The sequence below is a fragment of the Micromonospora sp. NPDC003197 genome (assembly GCF_053590565.1).
In genome coordinates this window covers 168,140-184,511 of record NZ_JBSFTE010000014.1, presented here as the reverse complement: position 1 = coordinate 184,511, position 16,372 = coordinate 168,140, and the positions used below count along the sequence as shown (strand labels likewise).

Annotated in this window: 18 protein-coding genes and 1 tRNA gene; 16 read left to right on the top strand and 3 right to left on the bottom strand. The window is 66.5% G+C overall.

What is annotated here, in order from left to right:
- Window positions 1–91 precede the first annotated feature (91 nt).
- Window positions 92–847: a class I SAM-dependent DNA methyltransferase gene (locus ACWDV4_RS18045; RefSeq protein WP_449980061.1), complete on the bottom strand. Its 756-nt coding sequence runs from the start codon at window positions 845–847 to the stop codon at window positions 92–94.
- Between the two features lie 130 nt (window positions 848–977).
- Window positions 978–1,382 carry a winged helix-turn-helix transcriptional regulator gene (locus ACWDV4_RS18040; RefSeq protein ID WP_449980059.1) on the bottom strand — a complete coding sequence of 135 codons (405 nt, stop codon included), beginning with the start codon at window positions 1,380–1,382 and terminating at the stop codon, window positions 978–980.
- Window positions 1,383–1,525: 143 nt separating this feature from the next.
- Between ACWDV4_RS18040 and ACWDV4_RS18035 the strand changes: the two genes are divergently transcribed.
- The 16 genes from ACWDV4_RS18035 (at window position 1,526) to ACWDV4_RS17960 (ending at window position 16,118) form a co-directional block, all read left to right on the top strand.
- Window positions 1,526–2,047, top strand: coding sequence for an SRPBCC domain-containing protein (locus ACWDV4_RS18035; RefSeq protein ID WP_449980057.1), 522 nt, complete (start codon window positions 1,526–1,528; stop codon window positions 2,045–2,047).
- 103 nt (window positions 2,048–2,150) lie between these two features.
- Window positions 2,151–2,981 carry a metalloregulator ArsR/SmtB family transcription factor gene (locus tag ACWDV4_RS18030; protein WP_449980053.1) on the top strand — a complete coding sequence of 277 codons (831 nt, stop codon included), beginning with the start codon at window positions 2,151–2,153 and terminating at the stop codon, window positions 2,979–2,981.
- Window positions 2,982–2,986: 5 nt separating this feature from the next.
- Window positions 2,987–3,586 (top strand): dihydrofolate reductase family protein, encoded by a 600-nt coding sequence (locus ACWDV4_RS18025; protein WP_449980051.1) that lies wholly within the window; start codon window positions 2,987–2,989, stop codon window positions 3,584–3,586.
- 249 nt (window positions 3,587–3,835) lie between these two features.
- Window positions 3,836–4,000 (top strand): hypothetical protein, encoded by a 165-nt coding sequence (locus ACWDV4_RS18020; protein WP_449980048.1) that lies wholly within the window; start codon window positions 3,836–3,838, stop codon window positions 3,998–4,000.
- Window positions 4,001–4,243: 243 nt separating this feature from the next.
- Entirely contained in the window at window positions 4,244–5,239 is a 996-nt protein-coding gene (locus tag ACWDV4_RS18015) for an arginase family protein (RefSeq protein ID WP_449980045.1), read from the top strand.
- Window positions 5,229–6,332, top strand: a complete 1,104-nt coding sequence (locus ACWDV4_RS18010) for a hypothetical protein (RefSeq protein WP_449980042.1) — start codon at window positions 5,229–5,231, stop codon at window positions 6,330–6,332. Before ACWDV4_RS18015 ends, ACWDV4_RS18010 begins: the two co-directional genes overlap by 11 nt.
- Window positions 6,329–7,060: a hypothetical protein gene (locus ACWDV4_RS18005; protein WP_449980040.1), complete on the top strand. Its 732-nt coding sequence runs from the start codon at window positions 6,329–6,331 to the stop codon at window positions 7,058–7,060. Before ACWDV4_RS18010 ends, ACWDV4_RS18005 begins: the two co-directional genes overlap by 4 nt.
- 11 nt (window positions 7,061–7,071) lie before the next feature.
- Entirely contained in the window at window positions 7,072–8,055 is a 984-nt protein-coding gene (locus tag ACWDV4_RS18000; RefSeq protein ID WP_449980037.1) for an ABC transporter ATP-binding protein, read from the top strand.
- 44 nt (window positions 8,056–8,099) lie between these two features.
- Window positions 8,100–8,840, top strand: coding sequence for an ABC-2 family transporter protein (locus ACWDV4_RS17995; protein ID WP_449980035.1), 741 nt, complete (start codon window positions 8,100–8,102; stop codon window positions 8,838–8,840).
- Between the two features lie 2 nt (window positions 8,841–8,842).
- On the top strand, window positions 8,843–9,625 hold the full coding sequence (locus tag ACWDV4_RS17990; protein ID WP_449980033.1) for an ABC transporter permease: 783 nt from the start codon (window positions 8,843–8,845) through the stop codon (window positions 9,623–9,625).
- Window positions 9,622–10,242, top strand: a complete 621-nt coding sequence (locus ACWDV4_RS17985) for a hypothetical protein (protein ID WP_449980031.1) — start codon at window positions 9,622–9,624, stop codon at window positions 10,240–10,242. Before ACWDV4_RS17990 ends, ACWDV4_RS17985 begins: the two co-directional genes overlap by 4 nt.
- Entirely contained in the window at window positions 10,239–11,282 is a 1,044-nt protein-coding gene (locus ACWDV4_RS17980; protein WP_449980029.1) for an RNA ligase family protein, read from the top strand. Before ACWDV4_RS17985 ends, ACWDV4_RS17980 begins: the two co-directional genes overlap by 4 nt.
- On the top strand, window positions 11,275–12,525 hold the full coding sequence (locus ACWDV4_RS17975; RefSeq protein WP_449980026.1) for an ATP-grasp domain-containing protein: 1,251 nt from the start codon (window positions 11,275–11,277) through the stop codon (window positions 12,523–12,525). The genes ACWDV4_RS17980 and ACWDV4_RS17975 overlap by 8 nt, the downstream gene beginning before the upstream one ends.
- On the top strand, window positions 12,522–13,469 hold the full coding sequence (locus ACWDV4_RS17970) for a phosphotransferase enzyme family protein (RefSeq protein ID WP_449980024.1): 948 nt from the start codon (window positions 12,522–12,524) through the stop codon (window positions 13,467–13,469). Before ACWDV4_RS17975 ends, ACWDV4_RS17970 begins: the two co-directional genes overlap by 4 nt.
- Window positions 13,459–14,784, top strand: coding sequence for a M16 family metallopeptidase (locus ACWDV4_RS17965; RefSeq protein WP_449980021.1), 1,326 nt, complete (start codon window positions 13,459–13,461; stop codon window positions 14,782–14,784). The genes ACWDV4_RS17970 and ACWDV4_RS17965 overlap by 11 nt, the downstream gene beginning before the upstream one ends.
- 2 nt (window positions 14,785–14,786) lie before the next feature.
- Window positions 14,787–16,118, top strand: a complete 1,332-nt coding sequence (locus tag ACWDV4_RS17960) for a M16 family metallopeptidase (protein WP_449980018.1) — start codon at window positions 14,787–14,789, stop codon at window positions 16,116–16,118.
- Between the two features lie 66 nt (window positions 16,119–16,184).
- Here ACWDV4_RS17960 and ACWDV4_RS17955 read toward each other — a convergent pair.
- Window positions 16,185–16,261 (bottom strand) — tRNA-Ile (locus ACWDV4_RS17955).
- Window positions 16,262–16,372: the final 111 nt, after the last annotated feature.

The window sequence follows — 16,372 nt, the reverse complement described above, 5'->3', positions numbered from 1 at the left end:
ACTCGATACGACAAGCTGGCGGTCCGCTTCCAAGCCGTCCTGACCATCACCATCATCACCGAGTGGCTCTGACCAGCTTATGAAACACGCCTTAGCCCTCATCAGCGGCGTCGAGCGGCTTGCGCCAGACCGACACGTGGCTTTCGCTGTCCGAGGTGAACGGCGCGCCGGTCCAGTCCGCCACCCGCTGTTCCAGCGTCAGGCCAGCCAGTCGGGCCATCAGGTCGCACTCGGCAGGCCAGATATAACGAAAGTTGCTGTAGCCGTAGCGGGCACTCCCGTCACCCAGCGGCCAATAGTGGTGGGACGTCCCCTGCTGCGTGACCATGTCGTACGTGTCGAAGCCGACATGCTGCTCGGTCACCGAGAACGGCACCGCCGACTGCCCCGGCGGGAACCGCCGGATGCCCGGCACCCACAACTCGATGACGAACCGACCACCCGGCGACAGGTGCCGGGCAGCATTGCGGAAGCACTGCACCTGCTCATCCTGCGTACGCAGGTTGCCGATGCTGTTCCACACGACGTACACGAGCGAAAACCGACCGGGAACAACCGTTGTGGCCATGTCACCGACGACCACCGGCAACTCCGGTGCAGGCACCTTACGTCGCAACTGGTCGACCATCGGCTGCGACAGCTCGATTCCGGTCACCGAAATACCTTTGGCGGCGAGCGGGACCGCCACCCGTCCCGTGCCGATCGCGAACTCCAGCGCGGGGCCACCATCGGCCAGCCGGGCAAGGAACTCCACGGCGGGGTCGAGCACCTCCGGCGCGAACATCTCCGCCGAGCTGTCGTCGTACCGCTCCGCGGTTTCCTCGTCCCACAGGTCGCTACTCGTCATGGCCCTGAAGCCTGCACACATGTCGGCACGAACGCCACCGATTATCAATGCTTCCCCGTTGCTGGAAGCCGGGGTATTGCTGGGCTCGGCCCGCATAGGCCCAGTGCCCTGGCAAGGGCGAGTAATGCGGCTATGCACGCGTCGGTTTCCGATCGAACTCGTCGCGGTTGCCGACGATCTCACTCTGGTGGCTGCTGACCCAGTGCACGAGTCCGTCCACGGCCTCGCTCAGAGAACGGCCGAGCGGTGTCAGGGCATATTCCACCCTCGGGGGCACTTCCGGGTACGCGGTCCTGGTCACCAACCCGTCGCGGGTGAGAGCGCGCAGCGTCTGGCTGAGCATTCGCTGGGAGATACCAGCGACCTGCTCGTGCAACGCGGTGAAGCGCAGCGGGCCGGATGCCAGGACCGTCACGGTCAGCAGCGTCCACTTGTCACCTACTCGCGCCAGCACGTCACGGACGAGCTCAATCGTCTGGACGCAGTCCGGCGCGACCCCGCGCTGGGCGAGTTCAGCGCCAAGGAAGCTTGTCACGGCTCTTTTGTTCCTCATGTGTCAGTAGCTGACTTCAAAGTGCGTATCGGATAGCCGGATTAAATCCGGTGGCCGCACGTTTCTTACTGATCGTAACTGACGTGCGGTCACCGATTCGTGGCCGTGACAGCGGAAGGAACGACATGGTCCGGCACGACACGTTCACGATCTCGCGGCATCTCGACGCACCGCCGGAGCAGGTCTTCGCGGCGTTCGCCGACACCTCGACCAGGCGACGGTGGTTCCGGCTGCCGGGCAGCGGAGCATCGTACGAGCACGACTTCCGGGTGGGCAGCGGCGAGATCGCACGCAGCACCTACACCAGCCAGGACGCGGCACCCGAGCGACTGGAGAACCGGTCGCGGTACCTCGACATCACGGACGGACACCGGATCGTGTACGGCTACGCGGCCATCGTCAACGACGAGCTGCGCTGGACCTCGCTGGTCACCGTCCTGGTCGGTGCCGAGCAGGACGGAACCCACCTGGACTGGACCGAACAGGTGACATTTCTCAGGTACACGGGCGACGGCAGTACAGACCTGGCGCACCTACGCGGCGCGAGTGCGCAGCGGCTGAACGGACTGGACGCGGCCCTGCATCCCGGTCGGACGAATCGGCACCAGGTGGCTGAGTCCGTGACTCTCCATGGGCAAGGGTTCTGAGAGTCAGTCCAGATGCCTGCGGTCGCCGAGGCTGCTACGGCATGACACCCTTGCCAAAAATATTCCTTGACAGGAATATTCCAGCCAGGGAATATTTTTAGCTATGGAACAGATCGCCTCGGCACTCGGCGACAGCGCACGGTGGCGCATCGTCGAGTGCCTCACCGAGCGGCCCCGGTCTGTCGGCGAGCTAGCTGCGCTGACCGGTTTACGGCAGCCGCAGACCACCAAGCATCTCCAGACCCTGGCGGGCGCCGGCCTCGTCACGGTCTACCCGCTCGGTCAGCGTCGCGTCTACGCGGTCGAGGCTGCACCGCTGAAGGCCCTTGAGCGCCGGTTGCGGGAACTGATCGAAACCACCGAGGCGCACGAGGGCGAGCGAGACGTCGTCGCGCGCTACCGCGCGGCCATCGAAGCGGAATCCGCGATCGCGGACCGCGAACGGTGGGCGGACGGGCGCACCTTCTCATTCGAACGCGTACTGGCCGCGCCCCGGGACGTCGCCTGGCGACACTGGGTCGACCCGGACCTGCTCGCGTCCTGGTGGGCCCCGCCGTCGATGACGGTTACCGACTGCGCCCTTGAGCCGAAGCCAGGCGGTCGCGCCGTCCTCGACTACCGCGATGCCGACGGGCGGTACCACTCCGAGGGACGGGTCCACGCCGCCACGGAACCTGAGCGCCTCGTGTTCGACCTTTCGGTGCGGAACCCGGCGGGGGCGGTCTCGTTCACCAGCCACTACGAACTGACCCTCGCCGCGGTCCCGGGCGGCACCCGGCTGCGGCTTGAGATGCGCATCGCCGAAACGGCCGTCGAGGCCGTCCCCTACATCGCCGGTATCGAAACCGGCTGGGCCCAGGTGCTCGACAACCTCGTCGACACCATCGATGCATCCCAGCGCACCACCAAGACACCTACCAAGGGACAGGAATAACAGTCATGACCAACACGATCGGCCGCAGGGTGACCGCGAACATGAGCCTCACCCTCGACGGGCGTTACCACGGTCCCGGCGGGCCCGGTGATCTGGGCGCAATCGTCCCGTACGCAACCACCGACCTCGCGCGAGACCACCTCACCCGCATCTGGGAGGGTGCGACGACGGCGCTGCTCGGCCGCCTCAATGCCGAGGGGTTCCTGGGGTTCTGGCCATCGGTCGCCGCAGACGAGAACGCCGATCCGCGTGATCGCGGATACGCGAAGTGGCTGGTCGACACGGAAAAGGTGGTCCTCTCGACCACCTTGACCGAGGCACCATGGGAACGCACCCGCATAGTGAACGCTCCCACCGTAGACGTCGTCATCGACCTCAAGGCCACCGGTACGGGCGACATCCTCGTCAACAGCAGCGCCAGCGTCATCAAGGCGCTTCTCGCGGCAGACCTGCTCGACCGGATCTATCTCATGATCTGCCCCGAGATCGCCGGAGGTGGGCAGCGACTGTTCGACGATGGCCTGCCCGCATCGAAGTGGACGCTCACTCATCAGGAGAGCGGCGAGCTGGGCGAGATCGCCATGGTCTACGACCGCGCACGCTAACGACTGGGTCCTCCGGTCGCGAAGCGAAGGAATACCACCAAAACGACAACACCAGTCAGCCGAGAGCGCGGGCTGCACCAGGAAATCATAGGCATTGCCAACTCCCGATGCGACTGCTAGCGTCGCAATCGCTACACGGGGGAAACATCAGGCACCACAGCGACAAATCGTGGCGTCCTTCTTGCCATTACCTGGCACCTTCCTCCTTGTGGTATCACCATCCACGGCTACCGTCAATGGAGGTACGGAATGAACGAGATCGTCGGCATCGAGGCCGAGGCCGCTCCCACCGCTGCCGATCAGCGGGTCGGCTTCGCTGTCACCCACAGCCGGAACTCGATCAGCACCAAGTTCCCCGTCGATGAGGAGCCGACCGAGGACGTCGAGTTCGACGAGGACGCGCAGGCGGAGTGACCTCGTCCCGCTGAAACGCGAATCACCGAGACAGGGGCAGCCGATTTCATTTGGCTGCCCCTGTCTCGACAATTCGACAGTGGGGACCGTCAAGAAATGACTGAATTGCATTGGGCATTACACGTCGTCGGAATTCCACACCGGGGCGGCCTCGAAATCTGGGACACCAGATCCGGCGCACGCTTCAAGCTGCCCGATTGCACTGACGCGAGACTCCCAGCACCGGGGCGGCTAGGACCCTCGGTGCGGGAGCAGCTACACAAGGCGCGACTGTTGCAGTCGGCAGAGCCCGGCGAGACACCGACGTCGGGCACGGGGATCCTGGGCCTGTCGACGACGTCGTTGGCTGGGGCACTCCGACGACAGCCGGCACCTGATGTGGTGGTGGTCGGAGCAGCGGTAGACCTTGGATCAGCCACCAACCCCGGTGCCCGTCACGGGCCGGAGGTACTACGGCGGTTCTCCAGCCCGCAACTGTCCCTGACCGACGACGACGGCCGGGTCCGAGGGGTCGTCGATCCGGTACGCGGGCCATCTCCCCTCATCGGACGAACGGTGCTCGACATCGGCGACCTGTTCGCCGTACCGAATGATCCGCGACAGCCGAGGCACAAGGTCTACTCGGCCGTCGAGGCCACGGTCCGCAGCATTGCGGCGAACGGCATCCGGCCGCTTGTGCTCGGCGGCGACCACAGCATCACGGCCCCCGCCTACCTCGCTACCGTTGCCGACGGCACGACCAACACCCTCGTGGTGCTCGATGCGCACCTGGACGCGGAGGAACCGGGCATCACCCAGTTCGACCAACTCACGCATGTGAACTTCCTGAGCCAGATCCTCGCCACGCAACCACAGACCACGATTTACGTGTTGGGCGCCCGAGACCTCATCAGTCCCCACCTCTGGCCACTGCCGGACCGGTTGAAGTGCCTGACCGTGGATGATGGGCTCGACGAGCTGGGCCGGATCCCGCCGACCGACATCTACCTGTCGGTGGACGCAGACGTGCTGGACCCAGCCTTCTTCCCGGCGACCGGCCACCCGGTGCCCGGTGGACTCAGCGTCGACCAACTTCTGAAAGCCATCGAAACCGTCGGCTCTCACCACAGCGTGGTCGCGGCGGATCTCGTCGAGGCGGTGCACTCACGCGACCACGACTACACCACCGGGCAGGTCGGTGGACGCGTCGTACGGAGCCTGCTCGAAGCGATGGTCAGCGGGGTGAAGGATGAATCTTGACTCGCTCCGAGCGCTGAAACTCGCTGCCAACGAGCCACGGCTGCGCCAGCTCACCGAGCTGCTACTAGACGGCCAATACGCGGAAGGCGACGCACATGCCGCCACGCCCGAGTTCTCACGCAGCCTGGCTGGCCTCGAACTGCGCTGCCTGGCCCTGTTCTCGTCGGCCAGACTGCACGACGCCGTAGCCGCAGCCGAGCTCCTCCTGACGCGGACACTTGCGGAGGCGGGGCCCGCTGCGGCCGGACCGGCACGACGTACGCTCGCCGAGCGGCTGTGGAACGTCGATCTTCGGCAAAGCTACCCACGGGTGCGCAGTCTGTTGCACCCGCTCGACGATCCGAAAGATCTCGACGAGGTCGAGCGATACCGCCGACGCATCATCCTCGCGGACTTCGCGCAGTGCAGAGGTGAGTACGACCTCGCCGGTAGCTGTCTGCGGGAGGCGGGTCAGTTGATCGGTGCCGTGTCGGACGAGGCCGAGAGTCTGGCCTGCCAGGTCGACTACGAACTCGCCAACTGTCGCAGCCTGCAGGGGCGAGGTCTGTTGGACGAGGCCCTGGCCAGCATCGAACGCGGCCTGGAGGCAGCTCGACGGACCCGGAACGTGGCCGGTGAGATACGCCTGCTCATCCGCCGCGCCCGCACCCTCTTCATGCGCACCGACCAGGCAGCCGGCGAGCATGCCCTCGCCGATGCCGGGCAGCTCTTCGCCGCGACCGAACAACGTCCTGTCGGGGTGGTGTGCTGGGCGGAGGTCCGATCGGAGGTGATGTTCACGCGCGGTGAACTGGCCCTCTACGCACGCCGGCCGGTCTCGGCAGAGCGGTACATCAGGAGCGCCGCCGAAGTGGCGCAGCGCATCGGGTCGATGGAAGGCTACGTCGAGGCGTCGGTGGTGCTGACGGCGGCACTCCTCATGCAGGACCGGGCCGACGACGCCATGCGCCAGTACCACACCGCTCGGCGGCTCTGCGCGGACTCCTGCTACGCCGACCTCACGAGCGACCTGGACAAGCTGACCGAATCCAAGCGCTTCATCACCTTGAGTCGGCTCGTACGCGATTCCCAACGAGAGGGGGCCACCCGGTGAACACCACGACGGCGAGCACAGGCACCGCGCAGCTACCGACGATCCGGGATCTCTCCGGATCGTCCCTCCTCACCGACATCACGCGGTCGATCACCGACCACCTCGCCGGAAGTGAGCAGATCGTGCGGCCCGAGGGCGCTGACGGCGGGCACTCGGAAGTCCCGCTACGGGTCTTCTACGAGCGGTTTCGAACGGATGGCGGCGCGGGCTATGTCAGGGACCTCTACATCCGTGACACGCACCACGACCTGGAGCATCGCATCTACGACCAGCTCGGGATCTCCAACTGGTTCCTGCACGCGGATCCGGTCGTACGTCCTCCATGGTTCTGGCTATTCGCCGGCGGCACCGGCACCGGCAGCCTGCTGCACCTGGACATCATGAACAGCGCCGCCTGGAACATCGTCCTGTCCGGGGAGAAGCGCTGGGAGATCCAGTCACCCGCACTCGGGGTGGAGCGTCGAGTGCTCCCCCGCAGCTTCCTGACGTTGCCGGGGGTGGAGACGGCGAAGAAGTCTGTCAGCTTCGTCCAGCGGCCCGGAGAACTCGTCCTGCTGCCGTCCGGATGGTGTCATGCCGTACAGAACGTCGGCCCGACCGTCGCCATCACCGGCAACTACGTCGGCGACAACAACCATCAGTTGGTCCGCCACTACCTGTCCTGCACGGGGGAAGAGGCAGCGATCCGACAGCTCGACAATCTCATGCGAACCACGCGCCAGGACTGAAAGACAGGGTTGTGAAGGTCGAAGTTTCCGAGCTCAACCGCTTCTACCGGGTACGTAGGGCGCGAGAGGGTGCCCGTGGGCTGGGCCGTTTGCTGCGTCAGCAGGTCGAGGTGATCCATGCTGTACGGGACGTGTCGTTCACGATCGATGACGGGATGGCGCTGGGCTACATCGGCATGAACGGTGCCGGTAAGTCCACGACCTTGAAGATGCTCGCGGGCGTTCTGGCACCTTCGAGCGGGACGGTCCGGCTGGACGGGCGGGACCCGATGCGTCACCGTCGGGAGTTGGCCTCCCGGATCGGCTTCCTCGCCCCGCTCAAGGGGCACCTGTGGTGGGATCTTCCGGCCATGGACACCTTTCAGCTCGTCGCCAAGATGTACGGGTTGGCGGAGAAGCCCTTCCGGGCCGACCTCGACCGATTGACTGCGGATCTCGAGTTCACCGAACTCACCACGCTGCCCGTGCGGCAGTTGTCGACCGGCAACCGGGTGAAGGCCGAGCTGATCTGCACCCTGCTCCCGCGACCCGACCTGATCATCCTCGACGAGCCGACCATCGGGCTGGACCTGCTCGCGAAGGAGGCGATCCACAGGGTACTGCGGGCGACGAAGATCGAGGCAGGAACGACCCTCGTGGTCACCAGCCACGACCTACGCGACGTGGACGCCCTCTGCGACGAGGTCATCGTCATCGACAAGGGTTCCGTGATCGTCCAGGGGGCGATCGGCGACATCCAGAAGCAGTGGGGCACGAGTCGCCAGATCCACGTGGAGTACAGCGCTCCGGTTCCGGAGTTGTCCTTCGACGAGCTCACGCTGCTGACCGTCGACAGTCGTTCCGTCACCTACGGATTTGACTCGGACCAGTTTCCGGTCGAGGCGGTCCGGCGACTGCTGGCCGACCCGACCGTCATCGACGTCCGAGTGGACAGCGTCGACCTGGCCACCGTCGTACGCGAGATCTACAGCGGTCGGCCGGCGGGCCGATCGTGATCCGGTATCGCAAGTACCTGGCGACCGCCAGGAACGAAGTACGCATGGTCTTCATCTACCGCGGCTCGTTGCTGGCCATGATGCTCGGAGCGATCGTCCTGATCGCATTACAGTACTTCGTGTGGCGACGGGTCTTCTCGGACACCGACACCCGGGCCGGCGTCACATTCACGCAGGTCGTCCTGTATGCGGTACTGGCCAGGCTGTGGGTCTTCGTCGTTCCAGGATTCCGGCTGGCCATCGAGTTCGAGCGCCGGATGCGCGACGGGTCCATCGTGCGCGAACTGATGTACCCGGCGTCGTTCATCGGCGTGTGGCTGGCCAAGGCGTTGGGCCGCTCGGCGGCGTTTCTGGTGACAACGCTGCCGCTGCTGATCGGGTCGCTCTTCCTGGTCCGCCCGGACCTCGGAATCGGCAGCCTCGTCCCCGCAGCGATCAGCGCCGTGTCGGGATATCTGATTGCCTTCGCGTTGGCCGGGTTCGTGGGTCTCAGTGCCCTCTTCCTGCGGCGAGCAGACGGGCTCAACGAGATGCGCGACGCCCTCAACGCCGTACTGGGCGGATCGATCATTCCCCTCGCCTTCTACCCCGAGCGGCTCACCGATGTGATCATGGTGCTGCCCTTCGCCCACATCTACTACGTACCCATCGGGCTGTTCACCGGCATGACGACCGTTGGCTGGACGGATGTGGTCGTCGGCTCGGCCTGGGCCGTGGGTCTCCTGGCCGCACTGGTCGTTGCGGCAGAAGCGGCCCGACCGCGCCTGGCCCTGGACGGAGGGTGACGATGTCTCGGATCGCGGCAACCGCCGCCATGCAACTTCGCGCCAACATCCGGGTCTGTCTCCGCTACCGCGCCGACTTCCTCGTGGGCAACCTGGGCACCATGGTGCAGGCCGTCGCCGGGGTGGCCGCCTATCTGCTCCTGTTCACCACGCTCGGGGAATTCGGGACCTGGACGGCGGGCCAGTGGACGTTGATCCTGGGGCTGGTCACCACGTCGCGGGGGCTCTGGAACACGTTCTTCGTCGGCACGCTGGACACCCGGGAGCTGATCCGCACCGGCAAGCTCGACACCTTCCTCGTCCGCCCGGTGAGCAGCCTTTTCCTGGTCACCACCGCGCGGATGAGTCCCGACCTGTGGGGAGAGACCGCAGTGGGGGTCTTCCTCATCCTGTTCGGGCTGCACACGTCCGGGCTCGCGGTGACCCTGGGGGTGGTCGCTGCCCTACTCGTCACCCTGGTGATCGGCACAACCATCTACTACGCCCTGTTCCTCCTGGTGGAGACAACCGCCTTCTGGCTGGTCGACAACTCGATGCTCTCGGTGCTGTTCGAGCGGCTCGACGAGTACTCCCGGGTTCCGCTCTCGATCTTCCCGGCCTGGTTACGGGCGATGTTCTCGTCTGTCCTGCCGCTCGCAATGGTCGGCTACCTGCCCGGGTTGGTGATCTTCGGACGGTCGGGTCCGTGGTTGCTCGGACTGGCTGCGGCGGTCGCGCTCGGATTCGTCCTCCTCGCGATCTGGCTCTGGGGTCTTGGCCTCCGGAAGTACTCGGGGGCGGGATGACCGCCACCACACCCAGTAAGTCACCCGTGGTCGTGGACCTCGAACTGGTCGGCGACGTCGAGCCGGAGTGGCGGGACCTGTTCGCGGCGACCGTACGCGGCATGACCGGCCGACTGGCCGACCGGGAGCTCGCCGAGCGGACGGATGCCTTCGTGTCCACGCTGAAACTGGTCCGGTACACGACCGCGGGACCGGCGCCGCTCAGTGCGATGTTCTTCCCGAACGAGGCGGAAGTCATATTTCTCGATGCCGCCTTCGACGGTGCGGGCGGAGAGTTCTCGGATACCCGCGCCTACTTCACCTGGGTGGTGATCCATGAGGCGGCGCACATCATCGACCACGTCTCGTCCTATGCGCTGTCCGCCGCCTTCGGCAGGGCGGTCGGCTCGGTCTACGAGACGCAGGACGGCCACCGCCGGTACGTCCCGGGAAATCCTGAGGCCCTGCGGTACGCCACCACGATCTCGGGCTCGAAGAGCGTCTTCGAGGACTTTGCCGAGTCCGTAGCGATGTACCTGTCCGACGGCGTGTACATGCAGGGGCGGTTCGGCCGGGTCGACCAAGCCCGCATGTCAACCTGCTCTGCGTTGTTCGTACCGAAGGAGAAGGACAGGTGACCGGGCGCCCGCTCGATCCACAGCACCGCGCCCTGATGGCACGGTTCTCGGCGGCCACCATGCCCTCGGGGCTGCCCTCCGCCTCGACAATCCTGGAAGCGTGTGCACGCGGCATGGCGCTGGCGACGGTGACCGAACCGCTCGTTACCTTCGACTACACGGCCACCGGACTCCGCAGCGAACGATGGCGACCCGTGGTCTCGCAGCTGCGTGGTCTGGTGGTGGACGCGACGGACGGGTCGACACCGATCCGGGCATGGCCCAGTCCCATCATCACCGACCTGTGGCCCGACAGTGTGATCCCACCGGACCGCGTTCCGGTGGTACAGGAGAAGCTCGACGGTGTGCTGATCGCCCGGTTCCGGGCCGACGGCCAGTGGCGGTGGGCCGGTCGCGAAGGTCTGGTGCCGGACATGGAGGCGATCGCCCAGCACTGGTGGACGGAGTCACGCCTCACGGACGACATCGTCGACCAGGACCAGGTGCTCTACCTCGAACTATGTGATCCGCGGCTACCGACCCCCACCCACGCCGCCGAGCCGGGTCTCTATCTGCTGGACGTGATCGATCGCCGCGACGGCGACATCCTTCCCCTGTCACGACTGACGGCGCTGGCCGAGGAAGCAGGGCTACGGACACCGGCCATGCGGGGGTGGACCGGATCTCTACAGTCCTACAGCGAGGAACTGAAGGTTGCCGGGCCGGAAGTGGAGGGTTTCGTCTTCCGCTGGGGCCGGCGGATCCGAGGCCGCCTGGTGAACGAGAAGTACACCCTGCTCGCGAACCTCCTGAGCACCAGGTCGCTCGGTGCCATCGTCGACCTCTGGCTGTCGGGCCTCGGAACCGAGTTGACCCAGGATCGCCTGCCCGACGACCTGACGGCGCTGGTGGCGGCAGTCCTTGCCGACCTCGACGCCACGCTGGACCAGCTCCGGACGACCAGACCGGAGACGCCACCGACGGCGGCGGCACACGTACTGCTCGCCGCTGCGGGCGGACCCGAGTGGGCCTGGCCCACGCAGGAGGCCGATCGTGGCTGAGCACGTCCTCATCATCGGTGGAGACCGTGACCTGTCCGGGCTCCTCCGCGAACTGTCACCCCGCGTCGCGACCTCGGTGATCTGTCGGGCTGAGTTCCTGCCCAGGCTGCGCAACTTCCACAAACACCTCCGCCTGGTGGCGCTCCGCGCCGATGCCCCGAACGAGGAGTGGATCGCTGTCGCGCAGGCCGTACACCAGCAACACCCTGTCACCCGACTCGCATCGTTCGAGGACCGCGACCAGTTGCGCTGTGCCCACATCGGCGCCGCCCTCGGCCTTTCCACACACGCGATCCCGACCGTCGAGGCGGTCAACGACAAGGTCCGTATGCGGACCGTCCTCGACGCGACAGGCGTTGACGACACGGCGGCGACAGCGGTCTCCGACGCCGCCGAACTGGAGCGGTTCGTGACCGAGCACGGGCTGCCCTGCGTCGTCAAGCCAACCGCCGGGGAAGCCAGCGAGGGTGTCTTCCTGCTCCAGTTGACAGACCAGATCAGGGAGTCGTTCGTCCAAGCCCGCCGGGCCGCCCGTCGCCACGGTGCCGGCGGTGTGATGGTGGAACGGTTTCACCCGGGGCCGCAGTACAGCGTGGAGGCATTCTCCGAAGGCGGCGAACACGTCGTGCTCGGGGTCGTACGCAAGTACTCCCTGCCTTCGAGCCATGTCGAGATCGGCCATGTGACCCCACCACCGGAGGAGACCGCCGCCATCCTCAGCGCCTACGTCGTACGGGTCCTCGACGCACTTGACGTTCGCCAGGGACCGACACACACCGAGGCCGTCCTGACCGAGTCGGGTCCCAGGGTGATCGAAACGCATCTCCGGATGGGCGGAGATGACATCCCGGCACTGATCCGGGACACGACAGGTGTCGACATCGCCGCCTGTCTGGTGCGGCAGACGCTGGGTGTCCCCGTACTCGCCGCCGTCCGGGAGCAGCTCCAGCAAGCCGGACCGCGGCGCGCCTCCGCCATCTGGTTCGCGGCCAGTCCGGCCGACGGCATCCTGCTCGGCATCGACGGGCTCGCCGAGGTACGTGCCCTGGACGGAGTGGCGGAGGCGGAACAGATCCTGCCGGACGGCGAGCGGTGTCATCGTCCGTCGTCGTCGGACCATCGACTTGCCTACGTCCGTACCGTCGACGATGACCCCGAGAAGGCGCTCGAAAGAGCGCGTTCGGCGGTAGCGACGCTCGGGATGAGACTTCAGGTCACTCCTTCAGCGTCGGAGGTGAGGTGAGCCCGGTGATCCGTAGCGCACCCCCAGCTTCAGCCCACCTGACCGCCTGTCTCTCCGCGCTCGGGCCCTGGGCCGGCGAGGTCACGTATCACCAGGTATTGAGCTCACGGACCGTGGAGACGGTGGGGCTGATCCGTAACGAGCGACGGTTCGTGCTCAAGATCTTCCCCGCCGACACCTGCCTGGTGCGACTATCGCAACGGCTGACGGTACTCACCCAGCTCCGGAAACGCGGCCAGCTCGTACCGCTTCCGGTGGACAGCAGGCCGGTGCCCGCCGTCGATGCCGAGACGCAGGGGCGGGCCTGGTTGGTCCTCACCGAGTACGTGGACGGCGATCCGCTGTCCCGGCCGAATGCTCCTGATTTCCGCCTGCTGGGCAGGGACCTCGGTGAGCTGCACGCCGAGCTACGTAACATCACCGTCGACCGATCCTGGCAGGTACATGCCGACTGTTCGCTCGAGGTGTGCCGACCGAGTGGAACCGGCACGCCAACCCTCACGGCAGAGCCCGAAACCGGCACGCCAACCCGCACGGCAGAGCCCGCCCGGTTCTTGCAACACGGCGACCTGCACACGGGCAACGTCGTACGACAGGGCGCACGGTTTGCCTTCTTCGACTTCGACGAGATGGCGGTCGGGGACCAACTGGACGATGTCGCCGCGCTGCTGGGCTTCCCGTCACTACGCGCCTACGCGACGGCGGGCAGGGCGCTGGTGGCCGGGTACGCGGCCGCCCGCGGCGACCGGCAGCGGCTTGACGGGCCCGATCTGCTGTTCGCGCTCGCTCGGCGATTCGACTACCTGGCGGCGATACAGGACGACCGGTCGGCTGCTCCGCGCCTCACCGGCCTGGCACGTGAGCTGAGAGAACACGCCGAGGCCGGCGACGGGCTACCCGGTTGGCTGACCGAACGCGCGAAAGCCGGCTCCGATGGCCGTTGAACTGGGACAGTCGCTGATCAACTACGCCGTCGAACAATTCACCCTGCCCAACGGCCTACGCGTGGTGCTCGCCCCCGACTCCCAGTCGCCGGTCGTCGGGTTTGCCGTGGCCTACGATGTCGGCAGTCGCTCGGAACCGCCGGGACGAAGCGGGTTCGCCCATCTCTTCGAACACCTGATGTTCCAGGGCAGTCGGAACGTACCGAGGCGGGCGTACTCCCGACTGATAGCGGAAGCCGGCGGCATCAGCAACGGCTCCACGCAGCAGGACCACACGACGTTCTACGGCGCGGTACCCAGCAACGCAGTCGAACGGGTCCTGTTCCTCGAGGCGGACCGGATGAGGGCACCACTACTCACCGAGGATGCCCTACACAACCAGGTGGAGGTCATCAAGGAGGAGATCCGCGTCAACGTACTGGAGCGACCGTACGGCGGTCTGCCCTGGCGGCTGGTACCGCCCGTCATGTTCCAGCATTTCCCCAACAGCCACGACAGCTACGGCACCTTCGAGGAGCTCGAGTCGGCCACCGTTGAGGACGCGGCCGAGTTCTTCCGGACGTACTACTCGTGTGGCAACGCGGTGCTCGCGCTCGCTGGCGACCTGGACCGTGGTGAGACGCGGCGATTGGTCGAACGCCACTTCGGCAGCATCGAGGCACGACCCGCGCCGCCTCGTCCCTCTTTCTCCGAGCCGGACCTCACCGAGGGCCGGCACGTGGTGCACGAGGATCCGCGCGCTTCGCTGCCGGCGGTCGCGCTTGCCTGGCGGGTCCCGGATCCCCATACCGATCTCGCGGCCTTCCTGCCCTTCGTGGTCCTGGCCGAAATGCTGGCTGGAGGGCAGTCGGCGCGGCTCGTCGAACGACTCGTCCGGAGCCGACGCGTCGCCGCCCGCGTCGACGCAACCGTCGGCTTCTCCGGTGAGCCGTTCGAGGTGCGTGATCCCACCGTGCTGACCATCACCTGCAGACTCACCGACCACTCGATCGAGCCCACCGTACGGCTCATCGAAGAGGAACTCGATCGGCTCGCCTCGTCGGTACCAACGGCCGACGAGCTTCTTCGGGCGCAGGCACGGCAGATTTCCCGGATGGTGCGCGAGAACGACGAGATGGTCGACCGGGCCCAGCGATTAGCGCTCGCCGCCCAACAACGGGGCGACGCGGCCGTACTGAACGAGCTACCCCGTCTTCTGTGTACGGTGACCGCAGCAGAGGTGAGCGCTGCGGCACGCACCCTCCACCCACACCGACGGGGGCGGGTCGACGTGCTCCCAGCCATGGCAACCACACTCCCGCGGCAGCGGAGGTAGCGATGGAGGCACCTCTGATACCTGCGATCGGCCCGATGAAGCCGCTGCGGGTTCCCGCATTCCACGAGCAGGTGCTGTCGAACGACCTGACGGTGACCGCCATCCGACGCACCGGCTCGCCCCTGGTGGACATGCGAATCCGAATCCCATTCGGCGGTGTGGACCCAAGCGTCTCCTCGGTCCTCGCCCGCCTCATCGGCACCCACTCGTCCGGGCCCGGCTCGCTGCCGGCTGCCGCAGCCGCGGAGGCGATCGGGGGCGGTGTGCAGACCAGCATCAACCCGGACCGCCTCCTGATCTCCGCACACGCGCTCGGCAGCCACCTGGACCAGATCCTCGGAATACTTGCCTCGATCCTCACGGCACCGGCCTACCCCGTCGACGCCGTAGCCTCGGCAACGGCGCGTCTCGTGGCCCGCGCTCGGAGCGCGGCCTCCCAGCCACGCCATCTCGTCCGCGCCGCCCTGATGTCGCGCTTCTACGGCCGACACCCGTACGGGCGGCGCAGTCCGACCGCGGCTCAACTCCAGTCGGTCGATCAGGCCGCGGTGACCGATCTCCACCGGCGGCGAATCCGTCCAGACCGGGCACATCTGGTTCTCGTTGGGGATCTGGATCCGGCAGCGGTAGTCGAGCATGCCGAGCAACGCCTGGGCGGTTGGACGGGCAGGAGCGAGGTGCCCCAGACATCCGTTCCCGGACCGCCGCAGGCAGGGCCGGCTACCCTGCTGGACCTGCCGGGCTGCGGGCAATCCTCGATACGGGTCGCGCTGCCCGCCGTCGGACGGACCGATCCGGACTACGAGTCGCTCCACCTCGCCAACATCATCTTTGGTGGCTGCTCCTCCAGCCGATGGGTGGACAACCTGCGCGAGACGAAGGGCTACAGCTACAACCCGATTTCCTCGATCGAACACCAGGCCACCGCCTCGTTGCTGCTCGCGACAGCCGAAGTGGGATCGGAGGCAACGGCACCTGCGCTTGCCGAGACCTTGCGGGAACTGGAGAACATGTCGACGGGAGGCATCGACGAAGAGGAGCTCGAGCGCGCGAAACGCTACGCCCTCGGCACCCTGCAGCTGGGAATCTGCAGTCAGCGGAACCTCGCCGGACTCGCCGCGATCTACCTGGGTGCCGGGCTGAGACTCGACCACCTCGTGCGGCATGCCGAACGGATGGTCGCGGCAACCCTGGCGGACGTCGACCGAGCCGCGGAACAATTCCTGAGCCCGGCGCGGGCGGTGGTGGTGGTGCTCGCCGACGCGCAAGGCATCGGGTCGACACTTGAGCAGGTCGTTCCGGTCGCGCCGGTGCAACCTGCGCAAACCGGCTAGAGGCCACCACGATGGGTGTCCGGCGCTTCGCATGGAAACGCAGGTCGACAACGAAATCACGTTGTGTGGTGGGGCGGACGGGACTCGAACCCGTGACCGATCGATTATGAGTCGACTGCTCTAACCTGCTGAGCTACCGCCCCTCGCCGGGCGAAAGCCTAACGTACGTACCCCGTTCGTGTGGTCTCCGCCAGGACAGCCCGGCGTGGCCCGCCCCACCACCAGGGGCTGGCCGTGGTCACCGTCCGACGGGC